Consider the following 13,942-nt stretch of genomic DNA (forward strand, 5'->3'; position numbering starts at 1 on the left):
CGGTCACTCCGGCGCACTGAAGATCGGCGTCGTCGGCGCGGTGCGCGGCTCGGCCGCTTTCCGCGTCCGCTTCACCGGCTTCTCGTCGGCCGCAGCCGGCTGAGCTTCCTCGGCCGGCGCCTTCGCCTCGGCGGTCTTGCGCGTCCGCGTCCGCTTGACCGGCTTCTCGTCCGCCGGAGCCGGCTGAGCTTCCTCGGCCGGTGCCTTCGCTTCGGCGGTCTTGCGCGTCCGCGTCCGCTTGACGGGCTTCTTCTCCGCAGCCTCGGCAGGAGCTTCGACCGGTGCCTCGACGGACTCGGTCGCGGCCGGCTCTGCGGTCTTGCGGGTCCGGGGGCGCTTGACCGGCTTCTTCTCCGGAGCCTCGCCAGCTGCCTCGGCCGGAGCCTCGACAGCTACCTCGGCCGGAGCCTCGACGGCTGCAGTCTCCACGGCCGCAGTTTCCGCAGCCTCCACGGTCTTCCGGGTGCGGGTGCGCTTGCGGGCCTTCGGCGCCGGCGCCTCCTCCGGAGCCTCGGTCGCTACCGGTACTTCGGTCTTCGTGGTGACGTCGGCGAGCTCCTCGACCGGCTGACCGGCCCGCGTACGCTTCCGGGTCCGGTTGCGCTTCTTGGCGGCCGACCGCTCGCCCTCGGACCGTCCGTCATCGCGACGGCCCCGCGAGTCCTTCGAGCCGCGCGACTCCCGCGACTCACGAGGCTCCCGCGACTCACGCGACTCACGGTGCTCGTGGCCTTCCTTCGACTCGCGCGCCGAACGGATCCGGCCCTTCGCGTCCGACGGGATGCCGAGGTCGTGGAACAGCTCGGGCGAGGTGGAGTAGATCTCCTGTGGCTCGTCGTACGGCAGGTCGAGCGCCTTGTTGATGGTCTTCCACCGGGTGACGTCCGCCCAGTCGACGAAAGTGACCGCGATCCCACTCGCTCCCGCGCGCCCGGTCCGCCCGATCCGGTGGATGTAGGCCTTCTCGTCCTCGGGGCAGGTGTTGTTGATGACGTGCGTGACGCCCTCGACGTCGATGCCCCGGGCCGCCACGTCGGTGCAGATCAGTACGTCGATCTTGTCGCCGCGGAACCGGGTGAGCGCGCGCTCGCGGGCCTGCTGGTTCAGGTCGCCGTGGATCGCTGCCGCCTTGAATCCACGGTCCTGCAGGTCGTCGGTCAGGCGGGACGCCTCCCGCTTGGTCTTGCAGAAGATCATCACCCGGCCGCGGTCCTCGGCCTGCAGGATCCGCGCCACCACCTCGGGCTTGTCCAGATCGTGCGCCCGGTAGACGAACTGCGCCGTGGTCGGCACCATCTGGGTGTCCTCGTGCGACTCCGCCCGGATGTTCAGCGGGTGCCGCATGTGGGTGCGGGCGAGCCCGATCACCGCCGACGGCATGGTTGCCGAGAACAACATGGTCTGGCGCAGCTCCGGCGTCTTGCGCAGGATCCGCTCGACGTCGGGCAGGAAGCCGAGGTCGAGCATCTCGTCGGCCTCGTCCAGGACCAGGACCTTGATGTGGCCGAGGTCGAGAACGCCCCGGTTCGCCAGGTCCAGCAGGCGTCCCGGCGTACCGACGACGACGTCGACGCCGCTCTTCAACGCGTCCAGCTGCGGTTCGTACGCGACACCGCCGTAGATGGTCAGCACGCGGACGGTGCGGACGGTGGAGGCGGTCTGCAGGTCCTTGGCGACCTGGATGGTCAGCTCGCGGGTCGGGGTGACGACCAGCGCCTGTGGCTTGCCGGGGGCGGCGAGCTCCTCGTAGTCGGCCTCGCCGGGGGAGATCGTGCGCTGCAGCAGCGGGATGCCGAAACCGAGCGTCTTGCCGGTGCCGGTACGGGCCTGCCCGATCAGGTCGGTGCCCATCAGGGCCACCGGGAGAGTCATCTCCTGGATCGGGAAGGGTTCGGTGATGTTGACGCGGTCGAGCGCGTCACAGATCTCGGGGAGCACCCCGAGCTCTCGGAAGGTGGTCAGGCTGATCGCCTCTCACATGCTTGTGCGGACAGATGCTCAGTGGCCGGGCGCCTGGGGCATGAAAGCCCCGATCGTGAGGCGCGGGGACACTGTGCAAGCACCTCGCACCAGCTTGCCCATCTGGGCGCGTCACCGGCGAATCACTCACCAGTGTAACCGCAGCAGCTGTCAACGCCGCTTCGTGTGGCATGCGCCACTGTCCGGCGCGGCCCGCCAGGGTGCCGGGCAGCCCTTTTCCACCGCCTTTCTCTTTGTTGCATTTCCACTCGCTGTCCCGCGCGGCCCGATAGGGTGCCGGGCATGGAGCAGACGGCCTTTGATGATCCCGCCTACCGGGCCGCGGCGGTGGATCTGCTGGGAGTGCTCGCGTACGGCGAGCTGACCGCGTTCGAACGGATGGCGGAGGACGCCAAACTGGCGCCGACCCTGGACGACAAGGCGGAGCTGGCGGCGCTGGCGACCACCGAGTTCGGCCACTTCCAGCGGCTCCGGGACCGGCTCGTGCAGCTGGGTGTGGACCCGATGGACGCGATGCGGCCGTTCGTCACGCCGCTGGACGCGTTCCACGACCACACCGCGCCGTCCGACTGGCTCGAGGGCCTGGTCAAGGCGTACGTCGGGGACGGGCTGGCCAACGACTTCTACCGGGAGATCGCGTCGTTCGTGGACGCGGAGACGCGGGGCCTGGTGCTGGAGGTGTTCGCCGACTCGGGTCAGGCCGAGTTCGTGGTGGACCGGGTCCGGGCGGCGATCGACGAGGACCCGAAGCTCGGTGGCCGGCTGGCGCTGTGGGGTCGCCGCCTGGTGGGCGAGGCCCTCAGCCAGGCGCAGCGGATCGCCGCGGACCGCGACTCGCTGGCCGCTCTGCTGGCCGGCAGCGTCGACCGCCCCGGCCTGGACCTGGCCGCCATCGGCCGCATGCTCACCCGCCTGACCGAGGCCCACACCGCCCGCATGACCGCCCTCGGCCTCCAGGCCTGAAGCCCAATTTGGCTGGCTGACCCACCAAATGGGGGGTTGATGACCCTGAACCAGGGTGGGTAACCCCGCAGCTCGTGGGTCAGCCAGGGAAATTGGTGGGTCAGCCAGCCAAATGGGGGGCTGCCGGGCAAGGGGGCTGCCGGGGAAAGGGGGAGTGGGTCGGGGAAAGGCAACGGCCGCCTGCCCCGGGTGGGGTGGCGGCCGTTTGGTGCTGCCTGGTTCAGGCGGCTGAGGGCTTGCTGTTGCGTGCGGAGATGATCGCGATGACGATCGCGGCGCAGATGACCTGGATCAGGTACTGGATCCAGTCCGGGCCGGAGGTGTCCTTGACGCCGAGGAAGTAGGCAATCAGCCCACCGAGGAAGGCGCCGATGCCGCCGCCCAGGATGGTCCAGCCGAGGCTGATGTTCTGCTTGCCGGGGAGCACCAGGCGGGCCAGCGGCCCGAAGATGATGCCCGCGATGAGGCTGACGATGATCATCCAGACCCAGAACACGGTGTCCTCCTTGTGAGGGATGGTGAACCTGCGCCGATCCGGTGCCCCGTGACAAACCGGACCACTACGGACGCAGGTCTCACCGCCATCGTGCCCCTTCGGTGGCACTCCGCAACCAGGACACGCGCGACTGTGTCCGGAACGGGATGAAGGCGTGTCGCCTAGATCGCGCCGAATCCGACCTTGCGGGTGGACACCTCGCCGATCTCGACGTACGCCAGCCGGTCGGCCGGGATCAGCACCCGGCGGCCCTTCTCGTCGGCCAGCTCGAGCAGACCGGACTTGCCGGTGAGCGCCGCCGCCACCAGTTCCTGGACCTCATCCGGAGTCTGCTCGCTCTCCAGAACCAATTCACGATTGGCGTGTTGCACGCCGATCTTGACCTCCACGAAACCCTCCGGGCACGCTCCGACCGGCGACTCTCGCCGGTGACGCTTCGAGCCTATCCGCTACCACTACCGAGCTCTCACCCGTCCGCCGAGAGCAGAACCTCGACGTCAGGTGTCGGTACGCGGGAAACCCCTGATGCCGCGCCAGGCCAGCGAGGCGACCAGGTCGGCGGCCTGCTGCTGCGGGACCGAGGGGTCGCCGGCGCCGAGCCAGTAACGGGCGCTGACCTGGGCCATGCCGACCAGGCTGACGGCCAGCACCATCGACTGCTCGCGGCTGAGGCCGGCATCGGCGCTGATCACCTCGGACACGGCCTCGGCGCAGGCGTGGGTGACGCGGTCGACGCGCTCCCGGACGGCCGGCTCGTTCGTCAGGTCCGACTCGAACACCAGGCGGAAGGCACCTTGAGCGTTCGCCACGTAGTCGTAGAACGCGTGCATCGTCGCCGCGACCCGGAGCTTGTTGTCCTCGGTCGACTTCAGTGCGTCCTGCACGGAGGCGACGATCGCGTCGCAGGAGGTGTCCAGCAGCGCCAGGTACAGCTCCAGCTTCCCGGGGAAGTGCTGGTACAGGACGGGCTTGGACACGCCGGCCCGGTCCGCGATGTCATCCATCGCGGCGGCGTGGTACCCGTTCGCGACGAAAACTTCCTGGGCAGCCTCGAGCAGTTGCGCGCGACGGGCCAGCCGGGGCAGGCGGCTGCCACGCTTGGGTGCGGTCTCCGGTGTCGTCGACACGGTCGGCTCCTTCGAGGGTGCGCTCCAGCGGCCGTCTGCGTCGGCCGCCAGGTCGTTCCCCGAATCCTACCCAGCAGTCCTTCTCGCCAGTAGCTTCCCCGCCGAACCGCGTTCCATCGTGGTAGGTGTCAGCGGTAGTCGTCCTCGTCGGAGTCGCCCACCTCGCGGCGCTGCTCCTCGACGTCCGCCGGGTCCGCCTCGACGGGTACGTCCGGCTCCGACTCCTCCTGCTCGGTGTCGTCGTCCGTGTCGTGCTCGGCGTCGAAGGCCGGGTCGTAGTCGGGGCCTTCGAAGTCGGTCTCAGTCATGTCGCCTCCTTGGTAGGTAGCGGCTGCGGGTCGTCGTACAGCCCTTCCAGTACGTCGCCGTACTCCTCGATCCGGGCGAGGACGTCGTGCGGCAGGAACCTGAGGTCCTCCGGTGAGGTGGCGGACGCCACCTCGTCCCAGTCGATCGGTGTGGACACCCGGGGTTCGTCGGAGCCGCGGAGCGAGTACGGCGCCAGCGTGGTCTTCGCGCTGGCGTTCTGGCTCCAGTCGATGAACACCTTGCCGGGCCGCAGCGCCTTGGTCATGTTGGCGGTCACGCTCTCCGGCAACGCCTCCGCCAGTTGCTCGGCCAACTGCTTGGCGAACGCGCTGGTCTGCCTGGACGACGCAGGCTCGATCGGCACGTACAGGTGCATCCCCTTGTTCCCGGACGTCTTGGGCCAGCCCTCCATGCCGTAGTGGCCCAAGAGTTGCCGCAGTGCGAGCGCAACGTCGCAGCACTCGACGATGCTCGCTCCCGGGCCCGGGTCCAGGTCGAACACGATCAGGTCCGCCTGCGGGTCCCGGCCCTGGTCGGACAGCCCGATCCGCCACTGCGGGACGTGCAGCTCGAGCGCAGCCAGGTTGGCCAGCCACACCACGGTCTGTACGTCGTCACAGACCACGAAACTCATTTCGTCGCGGCCCGTCGAGCTACCGGGGGTAGGCAGTGTCTCGGTCCGTACCCAGGCCGGCGTACCGCGTGGAGCGTTCTTCTCGAAGAAGAACGCCGCTGCGGTGCCGTCCGGCCACCGTTTGCGAGTCAGGGGCCGGTCGGACAGGTGTGGCAGCAGCAACGCGGCCACCTGGTGGTAGTAGTCGATGACCTCGGCCTTGGTGAACCCGGTCTGTGGATACAGGACCTTGCTGAGGTTGGTGAGCTTCATCGTCTGCCCATCCACCTCGGTCGTCAGCTGCTGCTGCGCTCCTGCCATGCGTCCCAGTCTCCACCTCGCCGGCGTCCTAACATGGGTGCGTGGATAGTTACGGGCCAGTAACCGGGGACGCCGTACCCGTGGAACTGCGGAAGTGGCCGGAGCGGCGGGTGCCGGTCGCAGGGGTGGACCTGCTGGTCAGAGACGTGCCGGATGCGGCCCCGGACCTGCCTCCCGCCCTGTTCGTCCACGGTCTGGGCGGGTCGTCGCTGAACTGGACCGCGCTCGGCCTGCTGCTCAACGACACGATCCGGGGCATTGCTCCCGACCTGCCGGGTTTCGGTCGTACGCCGCTTACTGGTGTGACCGGGATCTCGGAGCAGGCCGACGTACTGATCCAGCTGCTGGAACGCGAGTACGACCAGCCGGTGCACGTGTTCGGGAACTCGATGGGTGGTGCCTCGTCTGTGGCGCTCGCAGCGCAGCGTCCCGACCTGGTGGCGTCGCTGACGCTCGTGTCGCCCGCACTGCCGCATCCACGGGTGTCGGCGAGTGCGCTGTGGTTCGCCGCGCTGGCGACGCCCCGGATCGGTCCCGCCGTACTGGAGCGGACGCAGCGGTTGCCGTTCGACCAGCGGTTCCAGGCGTCGCTGGCGATGGTGTTCGGGGATCCGCGGTCGTTGGCGCCCGAGGTGCGCGCGGCGTACGAGGAGGAACTGCATCGGCGCGACACCGATCCGTGGAGCCGGCAGGCCACTGTGGAGGCCGCCCGGAGCATCCTGCGCTCCTCGCTGGCCAGACCGCGCAGATCACTCTGGGCGGACGCCGCAAGAGTCGAGTGTCCGGTGCTGTTGATCTACGGCGGGAAGGACCGACTGGTCGACGCACGGATCCGTACCAAGGCTCAGCGCACCTTTCCGAACGCACACCTCCTCTACCTGCCGCAGTCGGGACATGTCGCGCAGATGGAGCACCCGGATCAGGTGGCGCGGGCGTTCCGTCACCTGATCGCTTGATCGAGTCGAATCCGACGCCCGGCTGAGACACGACTGAGCGGAGCGTCAGGTCAACTTGGGCGCGTGATTGGCAGAACCGCCCGAAATCTGTCGTTGGGAATCGCCGTACTCCTTGGTGTGGGGCCGCTGACTGCGACCGCCGCACCGCCGGTTGTTGCTCAGAGCAACCAATGGGAAGTGCGGCCTGTTGCCGGCGGATATCAACTGACCCTGCACCTCGACGCACCCGCACCGATGCGTGCATCGCTGCCGCTGCTGGAGGTCGACGGTACGCCGCTCGGTGTTGCGAAGCAGTCGCCGGACCGGAAGACGCTGACGCTCGTCAGCACCGATCCGGCTGTGCTGAAAGCGCGCGACGTCCGCCTGGTGTGGTCCGGAGACCTCGGCAAGGAGGCCGGGAAGAGCCGGAGCGTCGGCCCCGCCGGACCGACCGATGCCGACTGGCTGAAGGCGCGGCGTGGACCGCTGCTGCCGTCGGATCCCGGTGCGGTGGGCAAGTACCAGGTCGACACCGCGGAGTACAACCTTGGCGACGAGGCCGTGTACCTGCCAGGTCTCGCGCACCGCTCCGAGCTTCGCGGGAAGGTGTATTCGCCACGTGGTGCGGTCGGTCCGCGGCCGCTCGTGGTCTTCCTGCACGGGCGCCACGAGGTCTGCTACGGCGAGCCCAGTCACCCGTCCGACAACGAGAAGCCTTGGCCGTGTCCGCCGGGCATGAAGCCCATCCCCAGCTACCGCGGGTACGACGGTCCGGCGACCGCACTGGCCAGCAACGGGTACCAGGTCGTCTCGATCAGCGCGAACGCGATCAACGGCTGGGACAGCGACGCGTACGACGCCGGCGCACAGGCGCGGGCCGAACTGATCCTGGACCACCTCGCACTGTGGCGGAAATGGTCGACGATCGGCGGGGCACCGTTCGGTACCCGCTTCGTCGGCAAGTTCAACCTGCAGAACGTGGGGCTGATGGGGCACTCACGTGGCGGCGAGGGAGTTGCCCGGGCTGCAGTGCTCAACACTGACCGCGGCGGTCAGTACGGGATCCGCGCAGTGCTTCCGCTGGCTCCCACCGACTTTGCGCGAGCCACGGTGCCTGGTGTGGCGATGAGCGTCGTACTCCCGTACTGCGACGGTGACGTGTCCGATCTGCAGGGCCAGAAGTTCTACGACGACACCAGGTACTCCGTTGGCGGTGACACCGCGCCGCGCTCCACCGTCACGGTGCTGGGCGCCAACCACAACTTCTTCAACACCGAATGGACCCCTGGTCAGTCGGTGGCTCCGTCGAACGACGACTGGTTCGGTGACGAGAAGGCGTCGCCGTGCGGAGCGAAGTACGCGGGCCGGTTGACGGCGAAGCAGCAGCAGGCCGTAGGTACGGCCTACGTCGCTGGGTTCTTCCGACTGCAGCTGGGTCATGAGACGCAGTTCCTGGCGCAGTTCGACGGGTCGGACTCGCGGGCGGTGTCCGCTGGGAACGCCGTCGTACGAGTGGTGTCGCAGGCGCCACTGGGGTCGCGGCGGGACCTGAACCACTTCGACAAGGCGCTGCCTAGGGGCGCCGTCAGCGGCAAGGTGTCTGCGACCGTGTGCGCGGGTGTGAGCGGTCCGACCAGGCGCGCGGGTGTGCCGACGTGCATGGAGACCGAGGACTGGGGCAACGCGCCGCACTGGGATACGGCGTGGTTCGCCGCAAGGACACCGACCACAGCGGTCACCAAGCTGAGGTGGACAGGTACGAACGGGATCGTGCGCGTCGACGTACCTGCAGGGCAGCGCGACGTACGTCGGTTTGCGGCGCTGACGTTCCGTGCCGCACCGGACCCGGCCGGCATGCCCAAGACTGACCTGAGCGTTCGCGTGGTCGATGGACATGGCCAGGCGGCTGTAGTGCCGGTGTCTGCGGTCAGCGATGCACTGGTGCGGATGCCGGGCAGCAGCGAGGTCGGGCTGCCCAAGAACCTGCTGCGGACCGTCCGTATCCCGGTGTCGTCGCTCAAGGGCGTGAACCTGCGCGACGTGCGTGCTGTGGAGCTCCGGACGGACAGGGTTGCCAGCGGGTCGGCGTACGTGAGTGATCTGGGCTTCTCGTCGCCCGGACTCGGGCTCTCGGGACCTGCGCTCTTGCTGCCGAAGCTGTCCGCGTCCAGCGTCACTGTGAAGGAGGGGGACACAGGCACGCAGACAGTGGACTTCTGGGTGCGCATGTCGCGTCCGAGCATCCGGCCGGTCAGCGTGTACGTCGAGACGAACGGGGACCTCGGCGAGTCCGTGGGGGACGTTGCGCGGCATCTGGTGTTCAAACCGGGTCAGGTACGGCAGAAGGTGACCGTGCCGATCAAAGCGAACACTCGGGACAGCTACGACCTGCCGTTCAGCCTAGTGCTCTCAGCACCGCATGACGGGCTGCTGGACGAGTCGTTCGGCCACGGCCTCGTCCTCGACGACGACCCGACTCCGACGTTGACGCTCGGCAACCTGAAGGCGACCGAGAAGGCGGGCGTGGTGAGCTTCCCGGTCAAGCTGTCCGCGCCGAGCGACAAGTACGTCAGCTTCTCCGGCGTCGTGAAGGACGGTACGGCGGTGATCCGCAAGGACTACCGCAGCGTCAACGACGACGGCACCGGCGCGGCCGACCGGACCATCGACGGGTACGTCGAACCCGGCAAGACCACCGGCGACCTCCAGGTCAAGATCCTCGACGACAAACTCAAGGAACCGTCCGAGACCTTCACCGCGGTGATCAACCAGATCGACGGAGCCGTACTGAAGCTCCCGGCGACCCTGACCGCCACGATCACCGACAACGACTGAGACACGGGGACCGCGATGTGGACTGTGGCGGGGGTGGTTGGGATAGTGCGGGAACATGGGGGAGGGACAGATGGTTGAAAACCGGAGATCCCGTCCGACGTCTTCCTGAGGAGCCGACACGTGTCACTGCCACCGCTGGTCGAACCGGCCGACGAGCTGACGATTGACGAGGTGCGGCGCTATTCGCGGCACCTGATCATCCCCGAGGTCGGGATGGCCGGGCAGAAGCGGCTGAAGAACGCCAAGGTGCTGGTGATCGGCGCCGGCGGTCTCGGCAGCCCCGCACTGCTCTACCTGGCCGCCGCCGGGGTCGGCACGCTCGGCATCGTCGAGTTCGACACCGTCGACGAATCCAACCTGCAGCGCCAGATCATCCACGGCCAGTCCGACGTGGGCAAGTCCAAGGCCCAGTCGGCCAAGGACTCCATTCTCGAGACCAACCCGAACACCAACGTCGTCCTGCACGAGGTGCGCCTGGACAACGACAACGTGTTCGAGATCTTCGAGCAGTACGACCTGATCGTCGACGGCACCGACAACTTCGCCACCCGCTACCTGGTGAACGACGCCGCGGTGCTGCTCGGCAAGCCGTACGTCTGGGGCTCGATCTTCCGCTTCGACGGCCAGGTCAGCGTGTTCTGGGCCGAGCACGGGCCGTGCTACCGCTGCCTGTACCCGGAGCCCCCGCCGCCCGGCATGGTCCCGTCCTGCGCCGAGGGCGGTGTGCTCGGCGTGCTCTGCGCATCGGTCGGCGCCGCACAGGTCACCGAGGCGATCAAGCTGCTCACCGGGATCGGCGACCCGTCGCTCGGCCGGCTGAACATCTACGAGGCGCTCGACCTGAACTGGCGCGCGCTGAAGGTCCGCAAGGACCCGAACTGCGCGATCTGCGGCGAGAACCCGACCGTCACCGAGCTGATCGACTACGAGAGCTTCTGCGGGGCCCTGACCGAGGAGGCGGCCGACGCGGCCGTCGGCTCGACCATCTCGGTGAAGCAGCTCAGCGAGTGGATCAAGCTGAAGGACAACGGCGAGAAGGACTTCGTGCTGATCGACGTCCGGGAGCCGAACGAGTACGAGATCAACAAGATCCCGGGCTCGGTGCTGATCCCGAAGGCCGACTTCCAGACCGGTGTGGCGCTGGAGAAGCTGCCGCAGGACAAGCAGCTGGTGTTCCACTGCAAGTCCGGCGTCCGGTCCGCCGAGGTGCTCGCGATCGCCAAGGGCGCGGGCTTCTCCGACGCGGTGCACGTCGGCGGCGGCGTGGTCGCCTGGGTCGACCAGATCGACCCGAGCCAGCCGTCGTACTAGAAGTCCATCCGGCAGGACGCGATCGCCTCAGTGGCTACGGGATCACCTGTAACCACTGGGGCGTCGTCACGCCCGGACAGCGTTCGCATGTAGGCGACCGCGTCCACCGCGGCGTGACCGACCGGCTCACCCCTCCCCAGCAGATAGGTCCCACCTCCCGGCCCGGTGAGTTCGAGCACGACGGCCGGCCGGTCACCCCAGAACGGCCCGGACGCTTCCAGGTCGTAGACGACCTGGGCGATCAGCTCCTCGGCGTACGGCCCCGGGTCGAACGGCCGTCCGAGCGCCTGGCACACGTCGTCGCGGTGCATCCACAGGTCCCGCGCCAGCAGGATGTCCTGTACATAGCCGAACGACATCCGGGGCGCCGGGTCCACCTGCATCGATACCCGCCGGAACAACTCCGGAGTGCGCGAGATCTTCTGGGTCGCCCTCGCCCACACCTGGTCGAACAGCTCCCGGAGCTCAGCCGGCGACGTACCGCGGTGTTCGTCGGCCTGCACCATCATGTGCGCGTCGAACCGGGGCACGCCGGGGTAGACCCGCTTGTTCTTGAGCCATCGCCGCGGGAACGAGGTCGGCTTGATCACGTCCTCCGCCTGGCCGATCAGGTGGCCGGCGATGTCCGCGACGTCCCATGCGTCGCAGACGGTACGGCGCTGCCACTCGTCCCCCTCGATCGACGCGAGCAGTTCGTGCCATGCCTGGAGCTCGGAGTCCCGGTGGATCCGGCACCGCGGACGGTCGGCCCGCCCGATCTGCTCCGCGAGTACTGCGGTCATCTCTACCCCCTGGTTGGTGCGTAGTGCTGATAGAACATCTCGAGTACGACGGGCAGCAGCCGGCTGAACCGTCCTTCTTCGAACGGCACGTCCGGCTCGTTCGCCATCTGCTGCGACAGCACGCCGGACGTCACCGACGTGAACACCGCGAGCCCCTCCTCGGTCGCCGCGTCCGGACGCAACCGGCCCGCGTCCACGCCCGCCTGCAGGTGCCGGCGCAGGTCGGCGAGCGCCTCCTGAGCCGGCGCGAACGCCTCCGCGCTGGGCTCGAACCCGGGGATCGTCCGCCAGAACAGCAGCTGTGAATAGATCGGGTTCTGCATCGCCCAGCGGGCGAACGCCGTGGTGCCGATCAGGTGCAGCTCGACGACGTCGTCCGTCGTCGCGGCCGCGATCGCGTCGCGCTGTGCGGCCAGGAACTGCTCGGCGCCCCGCTGGAACAGGGCGTCGTAGATCGCCATCTTCGACGGGAAGTACTGGTACAGCGACGGCGGCTGCATACCGAGCCGACGGGCCACCGCGGACAGGCTCAAGGCCGCGACGCCCTCGGCCTCCATCAGCTCGACGGCGACGTCGAGGATCTCCCCGATCGTCTGCTGACGACGGCGGGTACGGCGGTCCGGCGCAGTAGTGCTCATGTCATGAGGAAAACCTAACGGCATTAGGGATGTCAATGCCTCGTAGGTTGTCCCCGGTCCCGCGTACTGTTTTGTGGCATGTGCAGAAACATCACAGTGCTCCGGGGACTCGAGCCGTCCGCGACCTCCGAGGAGATCTACGCGGCCGCGTTGCAGTACGTCCGCAAGGTGACGGGAGTCGGCTCGCTGAGCGCGACCACCCGCGCCCCGATCGAGCGCGCGGCCACCGAGGTCGCCCGCATCACCGAGCAACTCCTCGAGGAGATGCCGGCCCGCCGCAACCCACCCCAGACGGTGCCACCGCTGCGCCGCCCCGAAGTCCGCGCCCGCCTCGGCCTCGACTGACCGTCCGCGGAGTAATGTCTCCCTTCGGGAAACGGTTGCCCTAGTTCGGTTGCCCTAGTTCGGTTGCGCTAGTTGTGTTGCCTTGAGGGAGGCGCGGATGCGGTTCGCGATCAAGACCAGGCCGGAACACACCACCTGGCAGCAGATGCGGGACGTGTGGGTCGCGGCGGACCAGTTCGAGATCTTCGAGTCCGCGTGGCACTGGGACCACTTCTACCCGCTCAGCGGTGACATGCAGGGCCCGAACCTGGAGGCCTGGACGACGCTGGCCGCGCTCGCGCAGGCGACGTCCCGGATCCGGCTCGGCTGCCAGGTGACCGGGATGATCTACCGGCATCCCGCCGTGCTCGCGAACATGGCGGCGACCACGGACATCATCAGCAACGGCCGCCTCGAGCTCGGCATCGGCGCCGGCTGGAACGAGATGGAGACCGCGGCGTACGGCATCGAGCTGTACGGGCTGAAGGAGCGCTTCGATCGATTCGACGAGGGCACGCAGGCGATGATCGCGCTGCTCACCGAGAAGGTCGCGAACTTCGACGGCAAGTACATCAAGCTCACCGAGGCGTACTGCAACCCGAAGCCGGTGCAGACGCCGCACCCGCCGATCACCATCGGCGGCAAGGGGCCGAAGCGGACGCTCCGCGCGGTCGCCAGGTGGGCGCAGCAGTGGAACGTCATCGTCCCGGACCCGCAGGAGTGGAAGGCGCTCAAGGACGTCCTCGTCCAGCGCTGCGAAGAGGTCGGTCGCGACGTCAACGAGATCACCTGCTCGGTGAACGTCCGCATCGATCCCGACAGCCCGCTCGACAAGGCGGTCGCCGAGGCCGCGGCGTACGGCGAAGCAGGCGTCGACCTGGTGATCATGAACCTCCCGCTCGACGCGCCGCCGTCCGTCCTGGAGCCGCTCGCGAAGGCGCTCGCCCCACTCGCCTAGATCTGGCCCAATTGCGCCTAGATTGAGCACCGTGGACAGGGAGGAGTACGTCGAGGCCGTGCTGCAGGCCGTGGAGTCGATCCCGGAGGGCAGCGTCGCGACGTACGGCGACATCGCGGAGTACGTCGGGCAGGGCGGACCGCGGCAGGTCGGCGCGATCATGCGCGAGTACGGCGCGAGTGTGCCGTGGTGGCGGGTGATCCGCGCGTCCGGCGTACCGGCCGACGAGGTCGGCGACGAGCAACTGCACCGGTTGCGCTCGGACGGCGTCCGGGTGAGCAACGGCCGCGTCAACCTACGCGAGTTCCGCTGGGCGCCTCAGCACTGACATCGGCGACGCGGCGACCCCG

15 protein-coding genes are annotated in these 13,942 nt (G+C 68.4%); 7 read left to right on the forward strand and 8 right to left on the reverse strand.

Features of this window, described 5'->3' with window-relative positions:
- Nucleotides 1-3: 3 nt before the first annotated feature.
- Entirely contained in the window at nt 4-1,938 is a 1,935-nt protein-coding gene (locus EV647_RS25360) for a DEAD/DEAH box helicase (protein WP_238177382.1), read from the reverse strand.
- Nucleotides 1,939-2,262: 324 nt separating this feature from the next.
- Between EV647_RS25360 and EV647_RS25370 the strand changes: the two genes are divergently transcribed.
- Nucleotides 2,263-2,943: a ferritin-like fold-containing protein gene (locus EV647_RS25370; protein ID WP_134006979.1), complete on the forward strand. Its 681-nt coding sequence runs from the start codon at nt 2,263-2,265 to the stop codon at nt 2,941-2,943.
- A 220-nt stretch (nt 2,944-3,163) separates the two neighbouring features.
- Here EV647_RS25370 and EV647_RS25375 read toward each other — a convergent pair whose 3' ends face one another.
- The 5 genes from EV647_RS25375 to ligD all read right to left on the reverse strand — a co-directional run bounded on the left by EV647_RS25375 (nt 3,164) and on the right by ligD (nt 5,809).
- Entirely contained in the window at nt 3,164-3,439 is a 276-nt protein-coding gene (locus EV647_RS25375; protein WP_134006980.1) for a GlsB/YeaQ/YmgE family stress response membrane protein, read from the reverse strand.
- A 161-nt stretch (nt 3,440-3,600) separates the two neighbouring features.
- Nucleotides 3,601-3,828 (reverse strand): DUF3107 domain-containing protein, encoded by a 228-nt coding sequence (locus EV647_RS25380; RefSeq protein WP_133785600.1) that lies wholly within the window; start codon nt 3,826-3,828, stop codon nt 3,601-3,603.
- A gap of 108 nt (nt 3,829-3,936) precedes the next feature.
- The gene (locus EV647_RS25385; RefSeq protein WP_134006981.1) at nt 3,937-4,566 is read right to left on the reverse strand and encodes a TetR/AcrR family transcriptional regulator; all 630 of its coding nucleotides are present in this window, start codon (nt 4,564-4,566) and stop codon (nt 3,937-3,939) included.
- Between the two features lie 128 nt (nt 4,567-4,694).
- Nucleotides 4,695-4,874: a hypothetical protein gene (locus EV647_RS25390; RefSeq protein ID WP_134006982.1), complete on the reverse strand. Its 180-nt coding sequence runs from the start codon at nt 4,872-4,874 to the stop codon at nt 4,695-4,697.
- The gene (gene ligD / locus EV647_RS25395) at nt 4,871-5,809 is read right to left on the reverse strand and encodes a non-homologous end-joining DNA ligase (RefSeq protein WP_134006984.1); all 939 of its coding nucleotides are present in this window, start codon (nt 5,807-5,809) and stop codon (nt 4,871-4,873) included. The genes EV647_RS25390 and ligD overlap by 4 nt, the downstream gene beginning before the upstream one ends.
- Before the next feature lie 41 nt (nt 5,810-5,850).
- Here ligD and EV647_RS25400 point away from each other — a divergent pair, with 41 nt between their 5' ends.
- The 3 genes from EV647_RS25400 (at nt 5,851) to moeZ (ending at nt 10,890) form a co-directional block, all read left to right on the forward strand.
- A complete protein-coding gene (locus EV647_RS25400) occupies nt 5,851-6,765 on the forward strand; it encodes an alpha/beta fold hydrolase (protein ID WP_134006986.1) in 915 nt (304 codons plus the stop codon).
- Nucleotides 6,766-6,828: 63 nt separating this feature from the next.
- Nucleotides 6,829-9,579 carry a Calx-beta domain-containing protein gene (locus tag EV647_RS25405; protein WP_238177383.1) on the forward strand — a complete coding sequence of 917 codons (2,751 nt, stop codon included), beginning with the start codon at nt 6,829-6,831 and terminating at the stop codon, nt 9,577-9,579.
- A gap of 120 nt (nt 9,580-9,699) precedes the next feature.
- Nucleotides 9,700-10,890 (forward strand): adenylyltransferase/sulfurtransferase MoeZ, encoded by a 1,191-nt coding sequence (moeZ, locus tag EV647_RS25410; RefSeq protein WP_134006990.1) that lies wholly within the window; start codon nt 9,700-9,702, stop codon nt 10,888-10,890.
- Here moeZ and EV647_RS25415 read toward each other — a convergent pair.
- Nucleotides 10,887-11,672 (reverse strand): maleylpyruvate isomerase family mycothiol-dependent enzyme, encoded by a 786-nt coding sequence (locus tag EV647_RS25415; protein WP_134006992.1) that lies wholly within the window; start codon nt 11,670-11,672, stop codon nt 10,887-10,889. The two genes, moeZ and EV647_RS25415, sit on opposite strands and share 4 nt — an antisense overlap.
- A gap of 2 nt (nt 11,673-11,674) precedes the next feature.
- Entirely contained in the window at nt 11,675-12,310 is a 636-nt protein-coding gene (locus EV647_RS25420) for a TetR/AcrR family transcriptional regulator (protein WP_166680430.1), read from the reverse strand.
- A 78-nt stretch (nt 12,311-12,388) separates the two neighbouring features.
- Between EV647_RS25420 and EV647_RS25425 the strand changes: the two genes are divergently transcribed.
- The 3 genes from EV647_RS25425 (at nt 12,389) to EV647_RS25435 (ending at nt 13,920) form a co-directional block, all read left to right on the forward strand.
- Nucleotides 12,389-12,655 carry a DUF2277 domain-containing protein gene (locus EV647_RS25425; protein WP_130383962.1) on the forward strand — a complete coding sequence of 89 codons (267 nt, stop codon included), beginning with the start codon at nt 12,389-12,391 and terminating at the stop codon, nt 12,653-12,655.
- Between the two features lie 97 nt (nt 12,656-12,752).
- Complete coding sequence (locus EV647_RS25430; protein WP_134006996.1) at nt 12,753-13,592, forward strand: TIGR03560 family F420-dependent LLM class oxidoreductase; 840 nt, start codon at nt 12,753-12,755, stop codon at nt 13,590-13,592.
- 31 nt (nt 13,593-13,623) lie between these two features.
- The gene (locus EV647_RS25435) at nt 13,624-13,920 is read left to right on the forward strand and encodes an MGMT family protein (protein WP_134006998.1); all 297 of its coding nucleotides are present in this window, start codon (nt 13,624-13,626) and stop codon (nt 13,918-13,920) included.
- The last annotated feature ends 22 nt before the right edge of the window (nt 13,921-13,942 follow it).

This window comes from Kribbella sp. VKM Ac-2566 (assembly GCF_004366005.1).
Classification (GTDB): Bacteria; Actinomycetota; Actinomycetes; order Propionibacteriales; family Kribbellaceae; genus Kribbella; species Kribbella pratensis.

Bases quoted from the DNA above. Each gene is read 5' to 3' on its own strand.
- EV647_RS25390 (WP_134006982.1), bottom strand. From the start codon at position 4,874: ATGACTGAGACCGACTTCGAAGGCCCCGACTACGACCCGGCCTTCGAC.
- ligD (WP_134006984.1), bottom strand. From the start codon at position 5,809: ATGGCAGGAGCGCAGCAGCAGCTGACGACCGAGGTGGATGGGCAGACG.
- EV647_RS25425 (WP_130383962.1), top strand. From the start codon at position 12,389: ATGTGCAGAAACATCACAGTGCTCCGGGGACTCGAGCCGTCCGCGACC.
- EV647_RS25420 (WP_166680430.1), bottom strand. From the start codon at position 12,310: ATGAGCACTACTGCGCCGGACCGCCGTACCCGCCGTCGTCAGCAGACG.
- EV647_RS25430 (WP_134006996.1), top strand. From the start codon at position 12,753: ATGCGGTTCGCGATCAAGACCAGGCCGGAACACACCACCTGGCAGCAG.
- EV647_RS25370 (WP_134006979.1), top strand. From the start codon at position 2,263: ATGGAGCAGACGGCCTTTGATGATCCCGCCTACCGGGCCGCGGCGGTG.
- EV647_RS25415 (WP_134006992.1), bottom strand. From the start codon at position 11,672: ATGACCGCAGTACTCGCGGAGCAGATCGGGCGGGCCGACCGTCCGCGG.